The organism is Streptomyces sp. NPDC033131, from assembly GCF_055578365.1.
In genome coordinates, this window is the sequence record NZ_JBVIPA010000011.1 from 108902 (window position 1) to 132397 (window position 23496).

The following is a 23496-nucleotide window of genomic DNA, read 5'->3' on the forward strand; positions in this document are numbered from 1 at the left end:
GGCGCCCCTTGGCGTGGCGTGGCTGCACCAGTCGGGCGGCGTGTCGGCAGAGGCTATCGGATGCCCGGAAGGCCGCGTTCACCGCCCGTTCACGGGCAGATCAACACCGTCTCCGGCGGCCTTCGCCGCGATCATCATCGGTGATTGCGGGCCCCGCCCACAAACTTGCACCCACAGACCGGGCATCCGGGACATTGCGCCCGACGCCGGGGCGGCGACATAGGGTGGGCGACCATGACATGGCTGATCACCGGCGGTGCCGGGTACATCGGGGCACATGTGGCGCGGGCCATGACCGACGCCGGCGAGCGCGTCCTCGTGCTGGACGACCTCTCGGCCGGCGTGCCCGCACGGCTCCCCGCGAACGTCCCGCTCGTCCGCGGCTCGGCGCGGGACGCGGACCTGCTGAAGCGGGTGTGCGCCGAACACGCGGTGACGGGCGTGGTGCATCTCGCGGCCCGCAAGCAGGTCGCCCAGTCCGTGGCGCAGCCGACGCGCTACTACCAGGAGAACGTGGGCGGTCTCGCCACGCTCCTGGAGGCGGCCGCCGAGGCCGGCGTCGAACGCTTCCTCTTCTCCTCGTCGGCCGCCGTCTACGGCAACCCGGACGTGGACCTGATCACCGAGGACACTCCGTGCGCCCCGGTGAACCCGTACGGCGAGACCAAGCTCGCCGGGGAGTGGCTGGTGCGGGCGGCGGGCCGGGCACACGGGATCTCGACCGTGTGCCTGCGCTACTTCAACGTCGCCGGGGCGGCCGCGCCGGAGCTGGCGGACACGGGCGTCTTCAACATCGTCCCCATGGTCTTCGACCGGCTCACCCGTGACGAGGCCCCGAGGATCTTCGGCGACGACTACCCGACGCCGGACGGCACCTGTGTCCGTGACTACATCCATGTCGCGGATCTCGCCGAGGCCCACCTCGCGGCGGCCCGGCGGCTCACCGAGAACGCCACTCCCGGTGACCTGACCGTCAACATCGGTCGCGGTGAGGGCGTCTCCGTACGGGAACTGATCACGGTCATCGGTGAGGTGAGCGGCGACCGCCGGCCGGCGCTCGTCGAGGCCCGGCGCCCCGGGGACGCGCCCCGCGCGGTCGCCTCGGCCGCGCGGGCCGCCGAGGAGCTGGGCTGGACGGCCCGGCGCGGTGTGCGCGAGATGGTCGAGTCGGCGTGGCAGGGGTGGCTGCGGCACCACGGCGGGTGAGCCTCGAGGGATCTGCGAAGCCCTGACCTGCGGATCGTTTCTGCAGGTCAGGGCACATGACAACGGTGTTCAGTGCCGCGTTGCCCCATACCCCCCGCCCGTAGTTCACTGTGCTCCCGGACGGAATACAGGAGGCGCTTGTCATGGGGGCTGGGCACGATCACGGGCATACGCACGGCCCGCCGGCGGGTACGGCGACCGCCGCTTACCGCGGGAGGCTGCGGGTCGCGCTGGCCATCACGCTCGGCGTCATGGTGGTCGAGATCGTCGGGGGCGTGGTCGCCGACTCGCTGGCGCTGGTCGCCGACGCGGCACACATGGCGACCGACGCGCTGGGCCTGGGCATGGCGCTCCTCGCGATCCACTTCGGGAGCCTCCCGCCCAGCGACCGGCGCACCTTCGGGCTGGCCCGAGCCGAGATCCTCGCCGCCCTCGCCAACTGTCTTCTGCTGCTGGGGGTCGGCGGATACGTCCTGTACGAGGCGATCCAGCGGTTCGTCACACCCGCCGACACGGAGGGCGGGCTGACCATCGTGTTCGGCGCGATCGGTCTGGTCGCGAACATGGTGTCGCTGTCGCTGCTGATGCGGGGCCAGAAGGACAGCCTGAACGTGCGCGGCGCCTTCCTGGAGGTGGCCGCGGACGCACTCGGCTCGGTCGCGGTGCTGATCTCGGCGGTGGTGATCCTGACCACAGGCTGGCAGCCCGCCGACCCGATCGCCTCGCTCGTCATCGGCCTGATGATCGTGCCGCGCACCTGGAAGCTGCTGCGCGAGACCCTCGACGTCCTGCTGGAGTCGGCGCCGAAGGACGTCGACATCGCGGACGTGCGGGCCCACATACTGGCGCTGGACGGCGTCGAGGACGTCCACGACCTGCACGCCTGGACGATCACGTCCGGGATGCCGGTCCTGTCCGCGCACGTGGTGGTGCGCTCCGACGTCCTGAACGCGATCGGCCACGAGAAGATGCTCCACGAACTCCAGGGCTGCCTCGGCGACCACTTCGACGTGGAGCACTGCACCTTCCAGCTGGAGCCGGTCGGGCACGCGGAGCACGAGGCGCGGCTGTGCCACTGAGACACGGGTTCGGACACTGACACCCGGGTTCGGACGGAACGCATCGGTCCGGTGGACGGCCGCGTCCTCATGCTCACAGCCCCACCCCGGACGGTTCCCCGGCCGCCGCGCCGGGCACGATCAACTGCCGGGAGTGCCGGTTTCGTACGGCACACTTGGGGCGCGAAGACCAATGCGAAGGATGGGTATGCCGATCACACCTGCCACCGCGACGCACAGTTCGTCGAACGGCACCGCAGACGGGATCTTGCTGGAACTGGTCGACGAGAACGGTGTGACGATCGGCACCGCGGAGAAGCTCGCCGCCCACCAGCCGCCGGGGCAGCTGCACCGCGCCTTCTCGGTGTTCCTCTTCGACGAGCAGGGCCGGCTGCTGCTCCAGCAGCGGGCGCTGGGCAAGTACCACTCCCCCGGCGTCTGGTCCAACACCTGCTGCGGCCACCCCTACCCCGGTGAGGCACCCTTCGCGGCGGCGGCCCGGCGGACCTTCGAGGAGCTCGGTGTCTCCCCGTCACTCCTCGGCGAGGCGGGCACGGTCCGCTACAACCATCCCGACCCGGCCTCGGGTCTGGTCGAGCAGGAGTACAACCACCTCTTCGTCGGCCTGGTGCAGTCCCCGCTGCGGCCGGACCCGGAGGAGGTCGGCGCGACGGCCTTCGTGACGCCCGCCGAACTGGCGGAGCGGCATGCGAAGGACACCTTCTCCTCCTGGTTCATGACCGTCCTGGACGCGGCCCGCCCCGCGGTCGGCGAGCTGACGGGCCCGTCCGCCGGCTGGTGAGCGGTCCTACGGGATCCGCGCGGACTTGAGCGGCAGGGCGGCCCAGATCACCTTGCCGCCACTCGCCGTGTGCTCGACGTCGCACACCCCGCCCGCCTCCCTGGTGACCTCCCGCACCAGGAGGAGACCGCGGCCGCCGGTCTGGCCGTGGTCGGCCTCCAGGGCGGTCGGCCGGTAGGGGTGGTTGTCCTCCACGGACACCCGCACCCAGTCCGCGCCGACCGCGATCTCCACGGCGAGCGTCGGCGAGAGGAGCGCCGCGTGCCGCACCGCGTTGGTGACCAGCTCCGAGACGATCAGCAGCAGCCCCTGCGCCAGCTCGTCCGAGACCGGCACTCCCTGGCGGTGCAGCAGGTCACGTACCGCGTGCCGCGCCTGCGGGACCGAGGCGTCGACGGCGGGAGCGGTGAACCGCCACACACCCTCGTACGGCAACGGTTCCGGCGGCCTCGGCTCGGAGGGCTCGTCCGTGCCGCCTGCTGGGCGTGGGGCGGACCCGCACCCATCGTCTTCCATCGTCCGGTCGCCACCCTTGCGCTCGATTGTCACCACATCCCGAGTGTTGGCAACGAGCCGCTCCACCCCTGAGAACTGAACAGAAGTCAGCGAGTATCGAGCGGATCTGACTGTTGGCGTATGACACGGTCAGTTGTGGGACCGCTCTTGTCCCCTTCTCGCCGACTTCGCGAATTATTCGGGTTGTACGGGTTTGAGGGCGCCCTTATCCGATTGCTCCCCCCTGTCGCTCGCACCTGCTGCCTTCACGTGCGGCCCCCTTCTTGATCGGCCCCTCGGCCTGGGCGGATAGCATCCGGCGCATGGAGCCGCAGCTGCTGCACACCGTCGCCGACTCGGTCGCCACCGTCGTCGTCCACCATCCGGCCAAGCGCAATGCCATGACGGCCGCGATGTGGCGGGCGCTGCCGCCGCTGCTGGACACGCTGGCCGCCGATCCGGACGTACGGGCACTGGTGCTGACCGGTGAGGGCGGGACGTTCTGCGCGGGGGCCGACATCTCCACGCTCCGGGGGTCGCCGGAGGAGGCGCAGGGGCTGGCCGTGCGTGCCGAGGAGGCCCTCGCCGCCTTCCCGAAGCCGACCCTCGCGGCGGTCCGCGGGCACTGCGTGGGCGGCGGGTCGCAACTGGCGGCCGCGTGTGATCTGCGGTTCGCCGAGGAGGGCGCGCTGTTCGGGGTGACGCCGGCGAAGCTCGGGATCGTGTATCCGGCCTCGTCCACCCGGAGGCTGGTGTCGCTGGTGGGGCCGGCCGCCGCCAAGTACCTGCTGTTCTCGGGCGAGCTGGTCGACGCGGAGCGGGCGCTGCACAGCGGCCTGGTGGACGAGGTGCTGCCCGAGGGCGAGCTCACCGAGCGCATCGTGGAGTTCACCCGGATCCTGGTGTCCCGCTCCCAGCTGACCCAGGCGGCGGCGAAGGAGTTCGCGAACGGGCGCAGGGACCGGGACGCGTACTGGGCCGGGCAGGCGCGCGGCAGCGGCGACACCGCGGAGGGGGTCGCCGCGTTCCTGGAGCGCAGACAGCCTCGGTTCGCGTGGAACGTGCCTGCGCCATGATGAAGCGGCACTTGGCGCTCAGCTCCTCGACCAGGTGCGCAGGGGCCTTGTGCGGGGATCCGGCGTCGTAGGGCCACCGCGGGTCGTACTCCGTCAGCAGCCGCACCGGCTGGGCGTGGTCGTCGCCCGCGATCCTGCCGAGCGGGGTCAGCATGTCGATGCCGGAGGAGACACCGGCCGCGGTGACGTACTTGCCGTCGAAGACGACCCGCCCCCCGTCGGCTCGGCCATCTGCGGAGTCTGGACGGCCCCGTCCGGGACGCGGGGCAGGCCGCTGGAGGTGCGCATCGCAGCGCCGTCCGGCCGCAATGACAGCGCCCCGCCTTTCCCGCCATCCGCGGAAGCCGCCCCGGGGCCCGTCTGGAAGAGATACCGACCGGTAAGTAACGTGCTGGGCATGACTACCGTTGCTCTGGACCCGCGCGCGGGCCGCCGCTGCCACAACGCGCTCAACTCCCTGCACTCCACGCACTACTTCTCCCCCGACCTCGGCCGGGAGCTGGGCACGCTCGGTGTCACGCACCCGCGGGCCGTCAACTTCGCGGTGCGGTCGGCCGCGCTGGGGCCGGTCGGGGCCGGCGCGGTGACGGCGGCGTTCTACAACTACAAGCACGAGCTGGTGGCCCGGCACGTGCCCGCGGTGTGGGAGACGGCGACGCCCGGGCAGGTGCTGGCGGCACGCGCGCGTGCCGTCGACGCCACGCTGCGCCGCCTGCTGGGCGAGGAGACGGTGGCGTCCGCGGAGATGGCGGAGGCCGCGGACCTGGCCCTGCGCGCCGCCGAGGCCTGCTCGCGCGGCGCCCGGCCGCTGTACTCCGCGCACGCCGATCTGCCGGTCCCCGAGGAGCCGCACCTGGCGTACTGGCACGCGGCGACGCTGCTGCGCGAGCACCGCGGCGACGGGCACCTCGCCGCTCTGATGTCCGCCGGTCTGGACGGTCTGGAGGCCCTGGTGACCCATACGGCCACCGGCAAGGGCATGACGCCCCGGTGGGTGCGCGACACCCGCGGCTGGACCGTTGCCGACTGGGACGCGGCGGCCGGGCGGCTGCGGGAGCGCGGACTGCTCGACGAGGCAGGCGAGCTGACCGAACAGGGCCTCGCGCTGCGCGAGGGGATCGAGCGGGACACGGACCGGCTGGACCGGGCCCCGTACGAGCACCTGGGCGCCGAGGGAGTCGCGCGCCTGACCGAGCTCGGTACGGGCTTCGCACGTGCCGCGCTCGCCGCCGGCGCCTTCCCGGCGGATCTGGTCGGCAAGCGCTGATCGACGGGCGTCGCGGCGAAGAAGCATGGCGGGCCGCTGTCGAGGTACCCGCTCGTTCCCGGTCGGCGTGATCGGGAGAGGAAAGGGGAAACTCGTGTTCCGTGCGATCGCAGACGTACTGCGCCAGATCGGTGGGGCCATCGCCACCGTCGTGACGCTGCCCTTCCGGGCGCTGGCCCGGCTATTCGGCGGCGCGTCGAGTTCGACCCGCAGCCGCCGGGCCTGAGGCGGGGGACGATCGCCGAGCCCGCGGCGGCGCGTCGCGGGCGGCGGCCCCTCCCCGGCCCGCCCGGGTTTGCGCCCTGATCCACGACTGTCCGTGCCACCTGCCACAATTGCCGCGCAACCTCAGTGGAGAAGGCGGTACGGGATCGTGACGACACCCCTCGTAGGGTCCATCGAAGGCAGGATCGCCGAGGAACTCGGCGTCCGGGAACGGCAGGTCAGGGCTGCCGTGGAATTGCTCGACGGCGGTTCGACGGTGCCCTTCATCGCCCGCTACCGCAAGGAAGCGACCGAGATGCTCGACGACGCGCAGTTGCGCACGCTCGAGGAGCGGCTGCGTTATCTGCGGGAGCTGGAGGAGCGTCGGACGGCGATCCTCGACTCGGTGCGCGAGCAGGGCAAGCTCACCGAGGAGCTCGAGGCGCGGATCCGGGCCGCGGAGACCAAGGCGCGCCTGGAGGACATCTACCTGCCGTTCAAGCCGAAGCGGCGCACCAAGGCGCAGATCGCGCGCGAGGCCGGGCTGGAGCCGCTGGCCGACGGTCTGCTCGGCGACCCGGCCGTGGAGCCCCTCGCCGCTGCGGCGGCCTTCGTGGACGCCGACAGGGGCGTGGCCGATCCGCAGGCCGCCCTCGACGGAGCCCGGGCGATCCTCACCGAGCGGTTCTCCGAGGACGCCGACCTGATCGGCGAGCTGCGGGAACGCATGTGGGTGCGCGGGCGGCTGGCCGCCAGGGTGCGGGAGGGCAAGGAGGAGGCGGGCGCCAAGTTCGCCGACTACTTCGACTTCTCCGAGCCCTTCACGGAGCTGCCCTCGCACCGGATCCTGGCGATGCTGCGCGGCGAGAAGGAAGAGGTCCTGGACCTGGTCCTGGAGCCGGAGGAGCCCTCCGAGCAGCCCGGGCCGTCCTCGTACGAGGCGATCGTGGCGCACCGGTTCCAGATCGCCGACCGGGGCCGTCCGGGCGACAAGTGGCTGCAGGACACGGTCCGCTGGGCCTGGCGCACCCGCCTGCTCGTGCACCTCGGCATCGACATGCGGCTGCGGCTGCGCACGGCCGCCGAGGACGAAGCCGTGAACGTCTTCGCGGCGAACCTCCGTGACCTGCTGCTCGCCGCACCGGCCGGCACGCGCTCGACGCTGGGGCTGGACCCCGGGTTCCGTACGGGCGTGAAGGTGGCCGTGGTCGACGCGACCGGCAAGGTGGTGGCGACGGACGTCATCCACCCCCACGTCCCGGCGAACAGGTGGGACGAGGCGATCGCCAAGCTGGCCCGCCTGGCGAAGGAGCACGCGGTCGAGCTGATCGCGATCGGCAACGGCACGGCGTCCCGCGAGACCGACAAACTCGCCGGTGAACTGATCGTCAAGCACCCGGAGCTGAACCTCACCAAGGTCATGGTGTCCGAGGCGGGCGCGTCCGTGTACTCGGCCTCCGCCTTCGCCTCGCAGGAGCTGCCCGACATGGACGTGTCGCTGCGCGGCGCCGTGTCGATCGCGCGGCGGCTCCAGGACCCTCTCGCGGAACTGGTGAAGATCGACCCGAAGTCGATCGGTGTCGGCCAGTACCAGCACGACCTGTCGGAGGTGAAGCTGTCGCGTTCGCTGGACGCGGTGGTGGAGGACTGTGTGAACGGCGTCGGTGTCGACGTCAACACGGCGTCCGCTCCGCTGCTCGCCCGCGTCTCCGGCATCACCTCCGGGCTCGCCGAGAACATCGTGGCGCACCGCGACAGCAACGGCCCCTTCAAGTCGCGCACGCAGCTGAAGGGCGTGCCGCGGCTCGGCCCGAAGGCGTACGAACAGTGCGCCGGGTTCCTCCGTATCCGCGGGGGCGACGATCCGCTGGACGCCTCCTCCGTGCACCCCGAGGCGTACCCGGTGGTGCGGCGCATGGTGAAGACGGCCGGGCAGCAGGTCACCTCGCTCGTGGGGAACACCGGGGTGCTGCGCTCGCTGAGGCCGCAGGACTTCGTGGACGAGACGTTCGGTCTGCCGACCGTGACGGACATCCTGAAGGAGCTGGAGAAGCCCGGGCGCGACCCGCGGCCCGCGTTCAAGACGGCCACCTTCAAGGAGGGCGTCGAGAAGATCTCCGACCTGGCCTCCGGGATGATCCTGGAGGGCGTGGTCACGAATGTGGCGGCCTTCGGGGCGTTCGTCGACGTGGGTGTCCATCAGGACGGGCTCGTGCACGTCTCCGCGATGTCGAAGACGTTCGTCAAGGACCCACGGGACGTGGTGAAGCCGGGCGACATCGTCAAGGTGAAGGTGCTGGACATCGACATCCCGCGCAAGCGGATCTCGCTGACGCTGCGGCTGGACGACGAGGCGGCACCGCAGGAGCGGCAGCAGGGTCCGGGCGGCGGCGAGCGCCGGCAGCGGGGCGGGCGTCCGCCCCAGCAGCGACAGAACCGGAGCGGCGGCGGGGGCGGGGGTGCCGGAGGCGCCGGAGGCGGCTCACGCCAGGCTTCACCGCCCGCCAACAGCGCGATGGCCGACGCCCTGCGCAAGGCCGGACTCGTCGACCCGAAGAAGGGCAGGCGCTGAGCGGCAAGGGCTGAGCCGTCCGGCCCGGACTCTCCGGTACGACACGGAGGTCCGGGCCGGTTCGTCCGTAGGCTGAAAGCCATGCGGACATCACGTGTGATCACCTGGGCCGTGTCCGGGAGCGATGGCTACGAGACGGCGTGGATCGATCTGTACGACAGGGTGCTGGAAGCGCGTGGCAGGGCGGTCGGCACCGTGCCCGAGATGTACTGGGTCTCGTACCGGCTGGACACGACCGACGGCTTCGTCACCCGCCGGCTGCTGGTGGAGGCCGCGACCACGCACGGCACCCGCGTCCTGGACCTGCGCCACGACGGCGAGGGCCACTGGACCATGAACGGCGAGCGGATCCCCCAGGCCGACGGGGCCCTCGACTGCGACCTCGGGCTGTGTCCCCTCACCAACACGATGCCGGTGCTGCGGCACGGCCTGCACCGGGAGCCCGGCGAGCGGGAGTTCCTGATGGCGTGGGTGTCCGTCCCCGATCTGACCGTGGAGCCGTCCCGCCAGACCTACACCCACCTCCGCCCTGGACGGCTGCGCTTCACCTCGGGCGACTTCCGCAGCGACCTGGAGTTCGACGAGGACGGCTGTGTGGTCGACTACCCGGGCCTGGCACGCCGGCTCAGCTCGTCCTAGCGCTCCGTCACCTTTCCGTCCGCCACCTCCAGGCGGCGGGTCACGTGGACCGCGTCCAGCATGCGGCGGTCGTGGGTCACCAGGAGCAGCGTGCCCTCGTACGCGTCCATCGCCGACTCGAGCTGTTCGATGGCCGGCAGGTCCAGGTGGTTGGTCGGCTCGTCGAGGACCAGGAGGTTCACGCCCCGGCCCTGGAGCAGGGCCAGTGCCGCCCTGGTGCGCTCGCCCGGGGAGAGGGTCGCCGCCGGGCGTGTGACGTGGTTCGCCTTGAGGCCGAACTTGGCCAGCAGCGTGCGGACTTCGGCGGGTTCGGTGTCCGGGACGGCCGCGCTGAAGGCGTCCATGAGGGATTCCGAGCCGTGGAAGAGCTTGCGGGCCTGGTCGACCTCGCCGACCAGGACGCCTGAGCCGAGGGATGCCGAACCCGCGTCCAGCGGGACCCGCCCGAGCAGGGCGCCGAGCAGCGTCGACTTGCCCGCGCCGTTGGCTCCCGTCACCGCCACCCGGTCCGCCCAGTCGATCTGGAGGGACACCGGGCCGAGAACGAAGCCGTCGCGTCGCACCTCGGCCTCGCGGAGGGTCGCGACGACCGCGCCCGAGCGGGGGGCCGACGCGATCTCCATGCGCAGCTCCCACTCCTTGCGGGGTTCTTCGACCACGTCGAGGCGTTCGATCATGCGCTGGGTCTGGCGGGCCTTGGCGGCCTGCTTCTCGCTGGCCTCGCTGCGGAACTTGCGGCCGATCTTGTCGTTGTCGTTGCCCGCCTTGCGGCGCGCGTTCTTCACGCCCTTGTCCATCCAGGACCGCTGGATTTGGGCGCGCTCCTGGAGGGCCGTCTTCTTGTCGGCGTACTCCTCGAAGTCGTCGCGGGCGTGCCGGCGGGCCACCTCGCGCTCCTCCAGGTAGGCCTCGTAGCCGCCGCCGTACAGGGTGATCTGCTGCTGGGCCAGGTCGAGTTCGAGGACCTTGGTGACCGTGCGGGTGAGGAACTCGCGGTCGTGGCTGACGACGACCGTGCCGGCGCGAAGACCGCTCACGAAGCGTTCGAGGCGCTCCAGGCCGTCCAGGTCGAGGTCGTTCGTCGGCTCGTCGAGGAGGAAGACGTCGTAGCGGGACAGGAGGAGGGAGGCGAGGCCGGCCCGTGCCGCCTGGCCGCCCGACAGCGACGTCATCGGCTGGTCCAGGTCGACGGCCAGGCCGAGCGAGCCGGCGACCTCTTCCGCCCGCTCGTCCAGGTCGGCGCCGCCGAGGTCCAGCCAGCGTTCCAGGCTGGTCGCGTAGGCGTCGTCGGCTCCCGGCGCGCCGTCGACCAGGCCCTGGGTCGCTTCGTCCATCGTCCGCTGGGCCTCGGCGACGCCGGTGCGGCGGGCGAGGAAGTCCCGGACGGTCTCGCCGGGGCGCCGCTCCGGTTCCTGCGGCAGATGGCCGACGGCCGCCGTCGGCGGGGACAGCCGCAGCTCGCCCTCCTCCGGGGCGGTGAGGCCGGCGAGCATCCTGAGCAGCGTGGACTTGCCCGCGCCGTTGGCTCCGACCAGCCCGATGACGTCTCCGGGCGCGACGACGAGGTCGAGCCCGGCGAACAGGGAGCGGTCGCCGTGGCCGGCGGCGAGGTTCTTGGCGACGAGGGTGGCAGTCATCAGACCGCCGATGATAGTGGGCCGCCCCGGCGGTCCGCCGCCCGGTTCTTCTCAGTGCGCCATCGCCTCCACCAGCACACTTCCCGACGTCCGCGCCACCACGAAGGCCTCTCCCCTGACCGCTCTGGCGTCCAGGGCGATGTGGTGGCGGCCGGGTTCGAGGATGCCGTCGAAGAGCTCGTGGACGTGGGTGCGGTACAGGCGGTCGAGGCGGTACGCGGTGAGGCGGACCCGGCACGGCGAGGTGACCTCGACGCCCGCCTCGCCGTCGGCGGCGGCCAGGTGGGTCAGCCGGCGCCGTTCCACGGGGCTGCGGTCCAGGGCGTGTTCGATCTGGGCGACGAGGAGGGGGACGATCGGGGCGAGGCCGTCGACGTAGGTCACGTCGACACCGGCCCGCTCGAAGGACCGACGTACGGCGGCACGTTCCTCCTCGGTGATCGCACGGCCGAAGACGACGGCGCCGTAGGCGCGCAGCTCGTCGGCGGGGACGTCGTGCGCGTCACGGGTGATGTCGGCGCCGATGCCGATGATCCGCAGGGCGGCGGCGAGCTTGGCGAGGAGGGCGACGCGGGCGCCGATGAGCAGGACGCGGCGGCGGGGGGTGTCGGCGGAGGTGTCCAGGAGGGAGGTCAGCGCCGTACGGTACTCGGCGCCGGCGAAGCGGAACGGGCCGATGCCGTGGTAGCCGTTGAGCTCCAGGTCGGCGTGTTCGTCCGTCTGCCAGGCGAAGTCCCGCCAGATGAAGTCCTCGCCGTCGCGGTCGATCACGGCGGTGACGGCACCGCAGGCCAGGTCCTCGCACTCGGGGCAGCCGTAGACGACGTAGCGGCCGCCGGGCAGCGGCGCGTCCGCCTCCAGGAGCAGGCTGCGGACCTGGGCGGTGAAGATCGCGGGTGGGACGTCGGAGGCGAGTGGGGAGACGGCGTCGAGGTCGGAGAGCTGGAAGAGCAGCGGGCGTCCGTCGACGATGAAGTCCACGAAGTCCCGGTGGATCTGGTAGTCACCGTTGGTGAGGACTCCACCGGCACGCATCGCCGGTGCCAGGCCGAAGGTCGCGTACTCGGCAGACATGCTGTGAGTATCCCCAGACTCGGCCCGATGTGAGCACGGCATGACATATTCCGCTAGCGTCCCCGCGTGAGAAGCGAACCGAAGGACGAGGTCGTCGTGGTCGGCGGCGGTGTCGTCGGGCTGACGACGGCCGTCGTGCTGGCCGAGCGCGGCCGCCGGGTGCGGGTGTGGACGCGGGATCCGGTCGAGCGGACCACCTCGGCGGTTGCCGGGGCGCTGTGGTGGCCGTACGCGATCGAGCCGGTCGAGCTCGCGCGCACCTGGGCGCTGCGTTCGCTGGACGTCTACGAGGAGTTGGCGGCCTCCCCGGAGGTGACCGGCGTACGGATGGTCGAAGGGGTACAGGGGCAGGCGGACCTGGACCGGGCCATGGCGTGGGCGGGGGCGCGGCTGCCGGGGCTGCGGGCGGCGACGGCCGAGGAGTACGCCGGGCCGGGGATGTGGGCACGGCTGCCGCTCATCGACATGTCGACTCACCTGCCGTGGCTGCGGGAGCGGTTCCTCGCGGCGGGTGGAGCGATCGAGACGCGTACGGTGTCGGACCTCGCCGGGGTCGGAGCGCCGGTCGTCGTCAACTGCACGGGGCTCGGCGCCCGGGAGCTGGTGCCGGACCCGTCCGTGCGTCCCGTGCGCGGACAACTGGTCATCGTGGAGAACCCCGGCATCCGCACCTGGCTGGTCGCCACGGACGCCGCCGGGGCGACGGCGTACCTCTTCCCGCAGCCCGGTCGGCTCGTGCTGGGCGGCACCGCGGACGAGGACCAGTGGTCTCTCGAGCCCGATCCCGCGGCGGCGGAGGCGATCGTCCGCCGGTGCGCCGCACTGCGGCCCGAGATCGCCGGGGCACGGGTGCTGGAGCATCGGGTGGGGCTCAGGCCGGCGCGGGGCGCGGTCCGGCTGGAGCGCGAACTCCTGTCCGATGGGCGGGTGTTGGTGCACAACTACGGTCACGGCGGTGCGGGGGTGACCGTGGCCTGGGGGTGCGCGGAGGAGGCGGCCGGGCTGGCCGCCCCCTCCTGACGCGGGCTCAGCAGTCGGTGACCGGTTCGGCGGCCGTGAGGTGGTACGGGGCGCGTCCGTCGAGAAGCAGAGGGACGAGGGCGCGCAGGGACTGACGGAGCGGGACATAGGTGCCCTTCGTCCGCACTCCGTGCAGGGCGAGTTCGTCCCGGACCTGGGCGTACTGGCCGACGGTGAGCCGGTAGCCGCAGGGCGGGTCCTGGATCACCTCGGCCGGTTCGGGCGGGTCGTTGTCGGCGCCGCCGACGTGGACGGGTCCGGTGTCGGCGTAGCCGGCCCGCCGGGCCGTGTCCGTCGCGGCCTCGACCTCGCTCCGGCGCCCGTCGGCGAACCCGAACAAGCCTTTCAGCGCGGCGAGTTGCGAGGCCACCCGGCGCCGGTTGTTGACCGCCTCCTCGACGTCGGTCAGCGGCTCCACCCGGCTCTCGATCAGCAGACCGATCGCGTGCTTGATTCCGGACATGTTCCGCAGGATGCGTTCCTGGCCGTCCCCGGCGACCTGCCGGACCGGTTCGCCGGTGACGGGGTCGGTCCAGATGCCGTAGGTGCCGGTGGTGTACCCGGCGTGCCGCGCGGCGGGACGCACGTAGTCCCGGGACAGCGTCTCGGCCTCGTCGTGGACGGCCCCGGCCGTGTTGAGGTTGCGCGGCCACAGGTCGAAGAGGTCCTTGTCGTAGTACGGGGGCGTGGCGCCGTACTCGTGCAGGTCGTAGATCACGTCGGGGCGTCGGTCCCGGATGACGGCGGCCATGGCACGGCCCTCGGCCGTCTGCAGGGCGAGGTGGTCGCGGTTGACGTCGACACCGTCGCCGTTGCCGCGGGTGTCGGCGGCGCGGCCGTCGGGGTTGGCGGTGGGGACGACGAGGACGGTGGTGCGCTCCAGGAGGCGGCGCGTCGGCCGGTCCTGCGCGTACGCCAGGTCGCGGACGGTGGTGAGGCAGGCCTCGCGGCCGGACGGTTCGTCGCCGTGCTGACTGCACACGAGCAGCACCTTGTTCGGGGCGTTTCGGGCGCCGACCTGGACCAGTCGGAGCGGTCGCCCCTGTGCGGTCGTACCGATGGAGGCGACGGAGACGCGCTCGCTTCCCCGGTCGACGGCCGCCAGGAAGGCCCGCTCCTCCGATTCCCCGGTCCAGCGGGCGCCGTTCGACTCCTCGAAGCCGGTGCGGGGCGGGGGTTCGGTGGCCTCGGCCGGTGTCGCCACGAGGGACGCGGCCAGGGCCGCCGTCACGAGCGTCAGGGTGCGGATCACCGGCCTCCCTCCGGGACGCGCTGGGCGGTGCGCGGTGCCCGGACCCCGTCGAGGGTCGTGGTCTCGGGGGCGGCGGACACGGAGCCCGCGGTGGCCCGCGCGAACGCGGCCGCGCCGCCGACCAGCGGCACGCGGGCGACCGTACGGGACAGGTCGACCGTCAGGGTGGGGGTGGTGGACGGCGGGTCGATGAGGTCCTTGTCCGTGCCCGCGACGATCAGCGCGAGGCGGTGTCCGGCCGGGACGACGTGGTCGGTGGCGCCGAGATCGAGGGTGATGGTGTATGCCTTGCCCGGGGTGAGCGGGACGCCCTTCGAGTCGGAGGCGTGGTTGCCGAGGTCGGCCCAGCCGCGGCTGACGACCGTGTGGTCGACGTCGGCGGTCTTGGCCCGCGTTTCCTTGAAGCAGGCGCTGTCTCCGGTGGTGCTCACGCCCCAGCAGGTGCGGTCGGTGAGCGTGCTGATGCCCTCGCCGCTCGCCGCGTAGTCGCGGATGGTGTCGGGGCCGAGGTCGACGAGAACGGCGGACAGGTGGGCCGTCGAGGTGGTGGGGGTCACGGTGGCGGTGACCTTGGAGGAGCCGGACACGCGCAGGTCGCGGGTGAGCGGCCCGGTGACGAAGCCCGCCTTGTCGGGGGTGGCCGTGTCGATCCGCGCCGCCCAGTCGGTCTCGCTCAGCCGCGGGTCGTCGGTGAAGGTCTCGGTGCCGGTGCCCTTGCGCAGGCCGAGCGTGCCGACGCCCTCCTGGCCGCCCTCGGCGGGGCGCAGGGCCGTGGCGGCGGTGCCGCGCGGCGGCCAGGCCTTGGAGGTGACCCACTGGTCGGGGTGGCGTTCGATGTCGGCCATGGGCTCGCGGTCGATGCCGTTGTCGTAGCCGAGGAGTTCGTGGTCGAACCAGCGGTGCAGGGTGTCGACCCAGGTGGCGCGGCGGAAGTCGAAGGGGTCGACGTGACCTGTCTCGGAGAGCCAGATCTTGCGCTCGACGCCGTTCTTCGCGAGGGCGTCCCACCACGGACCGACGTGCTGCATACGGACGTTGAGGTCCTGCATGCCGTGGATCAGGAAGACGCTCGCCTTCACCTTGCTCGCGGCCTTGACGTAGTCGCGCTCGGACCACAGCCGGGTCCGGTCGCCGGTGCGGGGCGCCCCGTCGACGAGCTTTTGCTGGACGGCGGCGCACTTGGCGCGCGCGTCGGGGCTGTCGACGTAGTCGGACAGCCAGTCGGGGCCCGAGTCGTAGAGCGGGGCGCCCTTGGAGAAGTAGTAGTCGTACCAGGTGGAGATGGCGCTGATCGGGACGATGGTCTCGAGTCCCCTGACTCCGGTGGCGGCCACGCCGTTGGCGATGGTGCCGTCCCAGCTCTTGCCGATCATGCCGGTCCTGCCGTTGGTCCAGGTGGCCTTGGCGGTGGTGGTACCGGTGCGGCTGGTGTAGGCCCTGGCGCGGCCGTTCAGCCAGTCGACGACGGCCTTCGCGGACTGGATGTCGGAGCGTCCGCCCACGTCCACACAGCCGTCGGAGCGGTTGGTCCCGGCGAGGTCGACGCCGACGAAGGCGTAGCCGCGGGGCACGAAGTAGTTGTCGTAGAACAGCGGCATCTGGACGACGTCGCCATTCCCGTCGTACGTCTTCAGCTGGCTTTCGTTGCCCCGCCCGCAGCAGGAGTAGTACGGACTGGCGTCCATGATCACGGGGATCCTGCGGCCCTGCCGGGCGGGTTCGCTCGGCCGGACGATATCGACGGCGACGCGGTCCGTCTTCCCGTCGCTGTCGCCGTCGAGTCCGGTGTCCACCCAGACGGCCTCGCGGACCGCGTTCTCGTACGAGTAGACCGGTCTGCTCTCGCGCGGGGCGGTGTGGGCCGCGGCCGGGGTGAGGAGGGTGGTCATCAGGGCGGTGAGGGCCACAGCGGCGAGCGATCTCCAGGTCGTGAAGCGCATGCGTGTCGGCATGCGCCGGACGGTACATCGGTCAACTCCCGTGCAAAAGAGGGCGATCGCGCGCGCGTGTTGCCCTTGAGGCGTCCGCTACGGCCCTGCTGACGGTCCGTCGGCCTACGCAGGGCAGGGGGCCCCTGCCCGAAGACCGGCTCGGGCGGGGCGGAATCCGGCAGTTGGCCGCCGGGCTCACCGAGACGGACTACCGCGAGCGGCACGCCGCGGCGAGTGCGGGAGCAACGCGCTGAGCGAATCACCGTACTGCTGCGGCCAGGGGCCATGACATGCCTGCGCTGCGGCTCCCGCGCCGCCGCCCTCGGCCGTCAGCCGTCACGCCTGTCAGGCCCGTCACGCCTGTCAGGCCCGTCAGGCCCGTCAGGCCCGTCAGGCCCGTCAGGCCCGTCAGGCAGACGGCCGGCTTCGCGGGGCCATGTCGGCCACCAGTTACAGGTCGTCGCGGGTGGCACCGTCCGCGGCTTGGACAACCATGCCGTTCGCCACGGTCATGAGGTAGCGGGCGAGCACTCCGGGATCGGTGTCGCGGGGCAGGTCCCCTTCGTCGACGGCCCGCTGGAACGGTCGCGGAGGAGGGCGACGGCCTCGCCGTGCCAGGCCACGAGGGCGTCGCGGGCGTCGCCCGTTCGGGCCCTCTACGGTGGAAGGACGCGTCGGCCCGTGAGCCGGCCGGCGTCGGCGGGCTGACGAGGGAGTCGGACGTGCGGGACGTGGTGATCATCGAGGCGCCGTCCGTGTTGGGGCTGCGGCCTACCGGGGTCGAGGATCTGCCGGAGGCGCTGCTCGGTGCGGGGCTCGCCGAAGGGCTCGGGGCCGTGCGGGCGGGGCGGGTCGAGGCGCCGATCTACGATCCGCGCCGGGATCCGGAGACGGGGGTCCTCAATCCGGTCGGCATCGCGACGTACTCGCTCGCGCTGGCGGACGTGGTGGGCGGGGTTGTGGACAGCGGGCGGTTCCCGCTGGTCCTGGGCGGTGACTGCAGCGTCCTGCTCGGCAATCTGCTGGCCCTGCGCCGCCGGGGGCGTCACGGGCTGCTCTTCCTCGACGGCCACACCGACTTCTACCAGCCGGCGGCGGAACCGGCCGGCGAGGTGGCCTCCATGGAACTCGCCCTGGCCACCGGTCGCGGGCCCGCTGCCCTGGCCGACCTCGAGGGCAGGGGGCCGCTGCTGCGGGACGCGGACGTGGTCGCCTTCGGGTTCCGGGACACGGAGGAGTCGACGCGGGCCGGGATGTGGCCGCTGCCTGCCGAGTTGCACACCATGGATCTGGGCACAGTGCGTGCGCTCGGCGCCGGGGAGGCGGCGCGCCGGGCCGTCGATCTGCTCACCGGTGCGCCGGGCGTCGGGGGGTACTGGGTCCACCTCGACGCCGACGTGCTGGACGACCAGGTCATGCCGGCCGTCGACTACCGGCTGCCGGGCGGGCTGACCTGGCCGGAGCTGGAGACCGCGTTGCGCGTGGCGCTGTCCGGCCCGGTGGTCCTCGGCTTCGACGTGACGATCTTCAACCCCCGGCTGGATCCGGACGGGGGCATCACGAAACGGTTCACGCAGGCCCTGGTGCGGGCGTTCCGGGATGACCTGTGAGCACGGATGGGCGGGGCGGCTCCGGGTGCGCCGGGTGCGCCGGGTGCGCCGACGAGGCGGACCGCCCTGGCCGCCCGGCCAGGGCGCCGGGGGCCGGGGGGCTGGGGGCCGGAGGGCTGAGGGCCGGGGGCCGGGGGCCGGGGGCCGGGGGCCGGTGATAGCGGGCGGCGCCAGGTGGCTGGCACCGGGCGGTAGTAGCGCCGGGTGCGCCGACGATGCGGACCGGACTGGCCGCCCGGCCCGGCCAGTGCGCCGGGGGGCCCGCGGCGCCAGGTGGCTGGCACCGGAGCACCGGTGGCAGGGAGCACCGGGTGGCAGGTCACCGGGTGTACCGGGGCGGCTGGTTGGCAGGTGGCATCAGGTGCGCCGGGCGGCAGGTGACGCCGGGGGCACTGATTGGCGCCGGTCAGTCCCCGTGGTCGTACACCGTCACGCCGATCCCTCGCCTCACCAGCCGCTCGGTGATCAGCGGCTCCACGCGGGGCCACTTGCCGCCGGCCAGGCCGCAGCCTATGCGGGGCATGTGGACGGAGGCGCCGATCTGCTCGGCCTTGTCGGCCAGCCGGCCCAGCGCCGTGTCGATCGCCTCGTAGCGGACGGGGACACCCTTGCTGCCGGTGCGGATGCCGCGCTGACCCACCATGTTGGCCACCCACACATACCGCTCGACCTGGACGAACTGGACCGCGCCCAGAGCGAAGTCGTTCGCCGCGCGGTCGCGGTGCCAGGCGCGGAACGCCGCCTCCGGCTCGGGCCAGCGCCGTGAGAGCGCCAGGACGAAGCCCTTCCCCCATCCCCCGATGTCGTTGCAGACATGCGCGATCAGCTTGACGCCCTTCACCGACGGCAGGGTGGCGTCACCCCGGACATACCTGATCTCCGACATGACGCCACCGTAGGCGACCCCACTGACAATCGACCTGACCTGCTACTTCGTGAGCTGCGACAGCTCGCTGTCCGCCGTCTGCGACACCCGGCGCCGGATGGCGAACCAGCCGCCGATCAGGAGGACGGCGATGACGGGGATGAGGAACAGCGTCCTGCGGCCCACCTCGGGGTCGTTCCACATCATGGCGAGGCAGGCGAGCAGGAAGGCGACCGTGGTGATCTCCGTGACCGGGCTGCCGGGGAGGCGGAAGGAGGGGCGGGCCAGCAGGCCGGCGCGGGCGCGGCGGACGAAGACCAGGTGGCAGGCCATGATGATCACCCAGGTGCTGATGACGCCGAGGGCGGCGACGTTCAGCACGATCTCGAAGGCCTGGCTCGGCATGAGGTAGTTGAGGCCGACGCCGAGGACGCAGACCGCGCAGGTCAGCAGGATGCCGCCGTAGGGGACCTGGCTGCGGTTCATGCGGGCGGTGAACCTGGGCGCCGAGCCCGCCATCGCCATGGAGCGCAGGATGCGGCCGGTGGAGTACAGGCCGGAGTTGAGGGACGACATCGCGGCCGTCAGGACGACCAGGTTCATCACGTCGCCCGCCGCCGGAACGCCGATCTTCGAGAACACCGTGACGAAGGGGCTCTCGTCGGCCGAGTAGACCGAACCGGGCAGGAGGAGGGCCAGGAGGACGACGGAGCCGACGTAGAAGAGGCCGACGCGCCACATGATCGAGTTCACCGCGCGCGGGACGACCTTCTCCGGTTCGGCGGTCTCGCCCGCGGCCACGCCGACCAGTTCCAGGGCGGCGTACGCGAAGATCACGCCCTGCATGACGAGGACGACCGGCATCAGGCCGTGCGGGAGGACGCCGCCGTTGTCGGTGATCACGCTCGTGCCGGGGGTCCGGCCGCCCACCTCGTGCCGGGTGGCCAGCAGGAAGATGCCGATCAGCATGAAGCCGACGAGGGTGGCGACCTTGATGATCGCGAACCAGAACTCCATCTCGCCGAAGTACTTCACCGAGATCAGGTTCACGGCCAGGACCACCGCGAGGGCGATCAGGGCCAGCGTCCACTGCGGGATGTCGGTGAACAGGCTCCAGTAGTGCGTGTAGAGGGCGATCGCCGTGATGTCGGCGATGCCGGTCGTCGACCAGTTCAGGAAGTACATCCAGCCGGCGACATAGGCCCCCTTCTCGCCGAGGAACTCGCGCGCGTACGACACGAAGGAACCCGACGACGGGCGGTACAGGACCAGCTCGCCGAGCGCCCGCACGACGAAGAAGGCGAAGACACCGCAGACGAGGTAGGCGAGCGCGAGCGCGGGGCCCGCGTCGCGCAGGCGGCCGCCCGCGCCCAGGAAGAGCCCGGTGCCGATCGCGCCGCCGATGGCGATCATGTTGACGTGGCGGGCCTTGAGGTCCTTGCTGTAGCCGGCGTCGCCCGCGTCCGCGGGCGTCGTGGCCGCCCCGGTGCGGGAGTTGGTCTGTGCCGATTCCACGGCGTCCTTGCTCACGAGTGGTTCCACTCTCTGGTGCGCCCCGGCGGATCTCGCGCGGGTGTCCGGGCGTGACTCCCGTGCCCCTCTCGGTGACGACAGGCACAGGCCGACGGGTCGCCTTCCCCAGGAAATCGCCCCACACGCGGTGGCACGGGTCACAGGAGCCCCATCCACGAGGTTTCACACCATTGGTGAGACAGCGATACTGCTGCACATGACGACCGACACCACCGATGCCGGGGAGCCGGCCCTCACCATCGACGAGCTGGCGGCGCGGGCGGGTGTCACGGTCCGCACGGTCCGCTTCTACGGCACGAAGGGACTGCTGCCCCCGCCGGTGATCGGTCCACGGCGGGTCGGGCACTACGGCCGGGAGCACATCGCTCGGCTCGCGCTGATCGAGGAGTTGCAGCGGCAGGGCATGACGCTGGGGGCCATCGAGCGCTATCTGCGGCAGTTGCCGCCGGACCTGAGCGCGCACGACCTCGCGATCCACCGGGCGGTGGTGGCCTCCTGGGCCCCGGACACCGTGGAGACCGTGTCCCGGGCGGACCTTCAGCGGCGGGCGGGGCGGGAGCTGGCCGACGGGGACGTGGCGCGGCTCGCCGCGATGGGCGTGGTCCGGGCGGACGACGGCGGCTCGTACCGCGTCGACCTGGGCCTGCTCCGGCTCGGCGTCCAGTTGCTCGACGTACCCCTGTCGCAGGAGGCGATCCTCGCGTCGCGGAAGGTGCTCGTCGAGCACTCGCGGGCGGCGGCACACGAGCTGGCGGAGCTGTTCCGCGGGGAGGTGGCGGAGCGGGACGCGCGGGATGTGAAGTCGCTGTCCGCGCATATGCACCCGCTGGTGGTGCAGGCGCTGTTGACCACCTTCCAGCGGTCGCTGAAGGAAGAGCTGAGGGAGTGGCCCACGCAGTGATCGGCCACCGGGGGGGGCGGGTTTCGCCCCCGCCGCCCCTTCCCGTCCCGTCCCTGGGGGCTGCGCCCCCAGACCCCCGCTTCGGCCTGAACGGCCTCGTCCTCAAACGCCGGACGGGCTGATTTCACTCGGGAACGCCCAGGGGTCACGCGTCCCGGAACGGTTCGCCCTTCTCCGCCTTCTCCACCAGCAGCGCGGGCGGCGCGAATCGCTCCCCGTACTGCTCGGCCAGCTCACGCGCGCGTGCCACGAAGCCCGGCAGCCCGCCCTCGTAGCCGTTGATGTACTGGAGGACACCCCCGGTCCACCCCGGGAAGCCGATGCCGAAGATCGAGCCGATGTTGGCGTCGGCGACGGACGTCAGAACGCCCTCCTCCACGAGCTTGACGGTGTCGAGTGCCTCCGAGAAGAGCATGCGCTCCTGCATGTCCCTGAAGGGGATCTGCGCGCCGTCGCGTGTGAAGTGCTCCCGCAGTCCGGGCCACAGCCCGGCCCGCCTGCCGTCCTCGGCGTACTCGTAGAAGCCCGCTCCCCCACTGCGGCCGGTGCGGCCGAACTCGTCGACCATGCGGTCGATGACCGCCTCGGCGGGGTGTCCGGGCCAGGTTCCGCCGGCCTCCTCGACGGCCCGCTTCGACTCGTTGCGGATCTTGCGGGGCAGCGTGAACGTCAGCTCGTCCATCAGCGACAGGACCTTCGCCGGGTAACCCGCCTGGGCCGCGGCCTGTTCGACCGACGCGGGCTCGATGCCCTCGCCGACCATGGCCACGCCCTCGTTGAGGAAGTGCCCGATGACGCGCGAGGTGAAGAAGCCGCGCGAGTCGTTGACGACGATCGGGGTCTTCTTGATCTGCCGGACCAGGTCGAAGGCGCGGGCGAGGGCTTCGTCGCCGGTGCGCTCGCCCTTGATGATCTCGACGAGCGGCATCTTGTCGACGGGCGAGAAGAAGTGCAGCCCGATGAAGTCGGCCTGGCGCTCGACGCCTTCGGCGAGGGCGGTGATGGGGAGGGTGGAGGTGTTGGAGCACAGCAGCGCGTCCGGCTCGACGAGGTGCTCGATCTCCTGGAACACCTTGTGCTTGAGCGAGGTGTCCTCGAAGACGGCCTCGATGACGGCGTCGCAGCCCGCCAGGTCGGCGGGGTCGGCGGTCGGCGTGATGCGGGCGAGCAGCGCGCTCGCCTTGTCCTGGGTGGTACGGCCCCGGGAGACGGCCTTGGCGCACAGCTTCTCGGAGTAGCCCTTGCCCTTGAGGGCCGCTTCGGGGGAGACGTCCTTGAGGACGACGTCGATGCCCGCGCGGGCGCACGCGTAGGCGATGCCCGCACCCATCATCCCGGCGCCGAGGACGCCGACCTTGCGGACCGGGCGCGGCTCGACGCCCTTGGGGCGCATCGCACCGGAGTTGACGGCCTGGAGGTCGAAGAAGAAGGCCTGGATCATGTTCTTCGAGGTCTGTCCGGCGGCCAGTTCCACGAAGTAGCGGGCCTCGATGACCTGCGCGTTCTCGAAGTCGACCTGGGAGCCCTCGACGGCGGCCGCGAGGATGTTGCGCGGGGCCGGGTAGGGCGCGCCGGCCGTCTGCTTGCGCAGGGTGGCGGGGAAGGCGGGGAGGTTCGCCGCGAACTTGGGGTTGGCGGGCGTACCGCCGGGGATCCGGTAGCCCGGCCTGTCCCAGGGCTGCTGCGAGGCGGGGTTGGCCTCGATGAAGGCGCGGGCCTTGGCGAGCAGTTCGTCCTGAGTGGCGGCCACGTCGTCGACGAGACCGTTCTCCAGGGCGCGCTGCGGGCTGTACTGGGTGCCCTGGAGGAGGACCTTGAGCAGCGCGTCGGCGATGCCGAGCAGGCGTACGGTGCGGACGACGCCGCCGCCTCCCGGGAGCAGGCCGAGGGTGACCTCGGGGCAGCCGATCTTCGAGCCGGGCGCGTCGAGCGCGATGCGGTGGTGGCAGGCCAGGGCGATCTCGTAGCCGCCGCCGAGGGCCGCGCCGTTCATGGCGGCGACGACCGGCTTGCCGAGGGTTTCGATGCGGCGCAGGTCGCGCTTGATGGCCATGCCGCCGTCGAAGAGTTCCTGCGCGGTCTCGGGGGTGACGCGGATCAGGTCGCGCAGGTCTCCGCCGGCGAAGAAGGTCTTCTTGGCGGAGGTGATGATGATGCCGCGGATGGTGTCCTTCTCGGCCTCCAGGCGGTCGGTGGTCACCGCGAGGGAGTCGCGGAACGCCTGGTTCATGGTGTTCGCGGACTGGTCGGGGTCGTCGAGGACGAGGGTGACGACGCCGGCGCGGTCCTGTTCCCAGCGGATGGTGGTGCTCTGTGTCATGACAGGGTCTCCGTAGAGGTCTCTTGGATCCGGA

The 23496-nt window shown here is 72.0% G+C and carries 19 protein-coding genes and 1 pseudogene; 11 read left to right on the plus strand and 9 right to left on the minus strand.

Translation table 11 applies throughout. The features are described from left to right. The first annotated feature begins 234 nt into the window (after window positions 1–234). The 3 genes from galE (at window position 235) to idi (ending at window position 3066) form a co-directional block, all read left to right on the plus strand. On the plus strand, window positions 235–1206 hold the full coding sequence (galE, locus tag ACZ5XS_RS16660) for a UDP-glucose 4-epimerase GalE (protein WP_468651854.1): 972 nt from the start codon (window positions 235–237) through the stop codon (window positions 1204–1206). Window positions 1207–1349: 143 nt separating this feature from the next. After that, window positions 1350–2285 carry a cation diffusion facilitator family transporter gene (locus ACZ5XS_RS16665; RefSeq protein WP_468651856.1) on the plus strand — a complete coding sequence of 312 codons (936 nt, stop codon included), beginning with the start codon at window positions 1350–1352 and terminating at the stop codon, window positions 2283–2285. A 187-nt stretch (window positions 2286–2472) separates the two neighbouring features. Beyond that, on the plus strand, window positions 2473–3066 hold the full coding sequence (gene idi, locus ACZ5XS_RS16670) for an isopentenyl-diphosphate Delta-isomerase (protein ID WP_468651858.1): 594 nt from the start codon (window positions 2473–2475) through the stop codon (window positions 3064–3066). A gap of 6 nt (window positions 3067–3072) precedes the next feature. On the opposite strand, the gene ACZ5XS_RS16675 is transcribed toward idi, so the two are convergent. Next, window positions 3073–3582, minus strand: coding sequence for an ATP-binding protein (locus tag ACZ5XS_RS16675; RefSeq protein WP_468651860.1), 510 nt, complete (start codon window positions 3580–3582; stop codon window positions 3073–3075). Window positions 3583–3884: 302 nt separating this feature from the next. On the opposite strand from ACZ5XS_RS16675, the gene ACZ5XS_RS16680 reads away from it, so the two are divergent. Further along, window positions 3885–4637, plus strand: a complete 753-nt coding sequence (locus ACZ5XS_RS16680) for an enoyl-CoA hydratase/isomerase family protein (RefSeq protein WP_468651862.1) — start codon at window positions 3885–3887, stop codon at window positions 4635–4637. Here the strand turns inward: ACZ5XS_RS16680 and ACZ5XS_RS16685 are convergent. Continuing rightward, window positions 4633–4854 (minus strand): annotated as a pseudogene (locus tag ACZ5XS_RS16685) (DJ-1/PfpI family protein); the annotation flags it as partial. The gene ACZ5XS_RS16680 and the pseudogene ACZ5XS_RS16685 overlap by 5 nt on opposite strands. Window positions 4855–5034: 180 nt before the next feature. On the opposite strand from ACZ5XS_RS16685, the gene ACZ5XS_RS16690 reads away from it, so the two are divergent. The 4 genes from ACZ5XS_RS16690 to ACZ5XS_RS16705 all read left to right on the plus strand — a co-directional run bounded on the left by ACZ5XS_RS16690 (window position 5035) and on the right by ACZ5XS_RS16705 (window position 9319). Further along, window positions 5035–5904: an SCO6745 family protein gene (locus tag ACZ5XS_RS16690; RefSeq protein ID WP_468651863.1), complete on the plus strand. Its 870-nt coding sequence runs from the start codon at window positions 5035–5037 to the stop codon at window positions 5902–5904. Between the two features lie 94 nt (window positions 5905–5998). Beyond that, window positions 5999–6130 (plus strand): LPFR motif small protein, encoded by a 132-nt coding sequence (locus ACZ5XS_RS16695; RefSeq protein ID WP_252100478.1) that lies wholly within the window; start codon window positions 5999–6001, stop codon window positions 6128–6130. Between the two features lie 147 nt (window positions 6131–6277). After that, a complete protein-coding gene (locus ACZ5XS_RS16700; protein WP_468651865.1) occupies window positions 6278–8680 on the plus strand; it encodes a Tex family protein in 2403 nt (800 codons plus the stop codon). A gap of 81 nt (window positions 8681–8761) precedes the next feature. Then, window positions 8762–9319, plus strand: coding sequence for a putative glycolipid-binding domain-containing protein (locus tag ACZ5XS_RS16705; RefSeq protein WP_468651867.1), 558 nt, complete (start codon window positions 8762–8764; stop codon window positions 9317–9319). On the opposite strand, the gene ACZ5XS_RS16710 is transcribed toward ACZ5XS_RS16705, so the two are convergent. After that, window positions 9316–10956, minus strand: coding sequence for an ABC-F family ATP-binding cassette domain-containing protein (locus tag ACZ5XS_RS16710; protein ID WP_468651869.1), 1641 nt, complete (start codon window positions 10954–10956; stop codon window positions 9316–9318). The two genes, ACZ5XS_RS16705 and ACZ5XS_RS16710, sit on opposite strands and share 4 nt — an antisense overlap. A 51-nt stretch (window positions 10957–11007) precedes the next feature. Further along, a complete protein-coding gene (locus ACZ5XS_RS16715) occupies window positions 11008–12030 on the minus strand; it encodes an oxidoreductase (RefSeq protein ID WP_468651871.1) in 1023 nt (340 codons plus the stop codon). Window positions 12031–12096: 66 nt separating this feature from the next. On the opposite strand from ACZ5XS_RS16715, the gene ACZ5XS_RS16720 reads away from it, so the two are divergent. Continuing rightward, window positions 12097–13050, plus strand: coding sequence for an FAD-dependent oxidoreductase (locus ACZ5XS_RS16720; RefSeq protein ID WP_468651873.1), 954 nt, complete (start codon window positions 12097–12099; stop codon window positions 13048–13050). A 7-nt stretch (window positions 13051–13057) separates the two neighbouring features. On the opposite strand, the gene ACZ5XS_RS16725 is transcribed toward ACZ5XS_RS16720, so the two are convergent. Beyond that, entirely contained in the window at window positions 13058–14302 is a 1245-nt protein-coding gene (locus ACZ5XS_RS16725) for a M14 family metallopeptidase (RefSeq protein WP_468651875.1), read from the minus strand. Beyond that, the gene (locus ACZ5XS_RS16730; protein WP_468651877.1) at window positions 14299–16254 is read right to left on the minus strand and encodes a Xaa-Pro dipeptidyl-peptidase; all 1956 of its coding nucleotides are present in this window, start codon (window positions 16252–16254) and stop codon (window positions 14299–14301) included. The genes ACZ5XS_RS16725 and ACZ5XS_RS16730 overlap by 4 nt, the downstream gene beginning before the upstream one ends. 590 nt (window positions 16255–16844) lie before the next feature. On the opposite strand from ACZ5XS_RS16730, the gene ACZ5XS_RS16735 reads away from it, so the two are divergent. After that, a complete protein-coding gene (locus ACZ5XS_RS16735; protein WP_468651879.1) occupies window positions 16845–17843 on the plus strand; it encodes an arginase family protein in 999 nt (332 codons plus the stop codon). A 406-nt stretch (window positions 17844–18249) separates the two neighbouring features. Here the strand turns inward: ACZ5XS_RS16735 and ACZ5XS_RS16740 are convergent, their stop codons facing one another. Further along, the gene (locus tag ACZ5XS_RS16740) at window positions 18250–18729 is read right to left on the minus strand and encodes a macro domain-containing protein (RefSeq protein WP_468651881.1); all 480 of its coding nucleotides are present in this window, start codon (window positions 18727–18729) and stop codon (window positions 18250–18252) included. Between the two features lie 42 nt (window positions 18730–18771). Then, entirely contained in the window at window positions 18772–20238 is a 1467-nt protein-coding gene (locus tag ACZ5XS_RS16745; RefSeq protein ID WP_468651883.1) for an amino acid permease, read from the minus strand. Between the two features lie 199 nt (window positions 20239–20437). Between ACZ5XS_RS16745 and ACZ5XS_RS16750 the strand changes: the two genes are divergently transcribed. After that, on the plus strand, window positions 20438–21142 hold the full coding sequence (locus ACZ5XS_RS16750) for a MerR family transcriptional regulator (RefSeq protein ID WP_468651885.1): 705 nt from the start codon (window positions 20438–20440) through the stop codon (window positions 21140–21142). Window positions 21143–21287: 145 nt separating this feature from the next. On the opposite strand, the gene ACZ5XS_RS16755 is transcribed toward ACZ5XS_RS16750, so the two are convergent. After that, on the minus strand, window positions 21288–23462 hold the full coding sequence (locus tag ACZ5XS_RS16755) for a 3-hydroxyacyl-CoA dehydrogenase NAD-binding domain-containing protein (protein WP_468651887.1): 2175 nt from the start codon (window positions 23460–23462) through the stop codon (window positions 21288–21290). Window positions 23463–23496: the final 34 nt, after the last annotated feature.

Excerpts from the sequence above, each read along its gene's own strand:
- ACZ5XS_RS16710 (WP_468651869.1), bottom strand. The coding sequence starts at position 10,956 with ATGACTGCCACCCTCGTCGCCAAGAACCTCGCCGCCGGCCACGGCGAC.
- ACZ5XS_RS16730 (WP_468651877.1), bottom strand. The coding sequence starts at position 16,254 with ATGCCGACACGCATGCGCTTCACGACCTGGAGATCGCTCGCCGCTGTG.
- ACZ5XS_RS16680 (WP_468651862.1), top strand. The coding sequence starts at position 3,885 with ATGGAGCCGCAGCTGCTGCACACCGTCGCCGACTCGGTCGCCACCGTC.
- ACZ5XS_RS16665 (WP_468651856.1), top strand. The coding sequence starts at position 1,350 with ATGGGGGCTGGGCACGATCACGGGCATACGCACGGCCCGCCGGCGGGT.
- galE (WP_468651854.1), top strand. The coding sequence starts at position 235 with ATGACATGGCTGATCACCGGCGGTGCCGGGTACATCGGGGCACATGTG.
- ACZ5XS_RS16705 (WP_468651867.1), top strand. The coding sequence starts at position 8,762 with ATGCGGACATCACGTGTGATCACCTGGGCCGTGTCCGGGAGCGATGGC.
- ACZ5XS_RS16675 (WP_468651860.1), bottom strand. The coding sequence starts at position 3,582 with ATGGAAGACGATGGGTGCGGGTCCGCCCCACGCCCAGCAGGCGGCACG.
- ACZ5XS_RS16690 (WP_468651863.1), top strand. The coding sequence starts at position 5,035 with ATGACTACCGTTGCTCTGGACCCGCGCGCGGGCCGCCGCTGCCACAAC.
- idi (WP_468651858.1), top strand. The coding sequence starts at position 2,473 with ATGCCGATCACACCTGCCACCGCGACGCACAGTTCGTCGAACGGCACC.
- ACZ5XS_RS16750 (WP_468651885.1), top strand. The coding sequence starts at position 20,438 with ATGACGACCGACACCACCGATGCCGGGGAGCCGGCCCTCACCATCGAC.
- ACZ5XS_RS16740 (WP_468651881.1), bottom strand. The coding sequence starts at position 18,729 with ATGTCGGAGATCAGGTATGTCCGGGGTGACGCCACCCTGCCGTCGGTG.
- ACZ5XS_RS16755 (WP_468651887.1), bottom strand. The coding sequence starts at position 23,462 with ATGACACAGAGCACCACCATCCGCTGGGAACAGGACCGCGCCGGCGTC.
- ACZ5XS_RS16715 (WP_468651871.1), bottom strand. The coding sequence starts at position 12,030 with ATGTCTGCCGAGTACGCGACCTTCGGCCTGGCACCGGCGATGCGTGCC.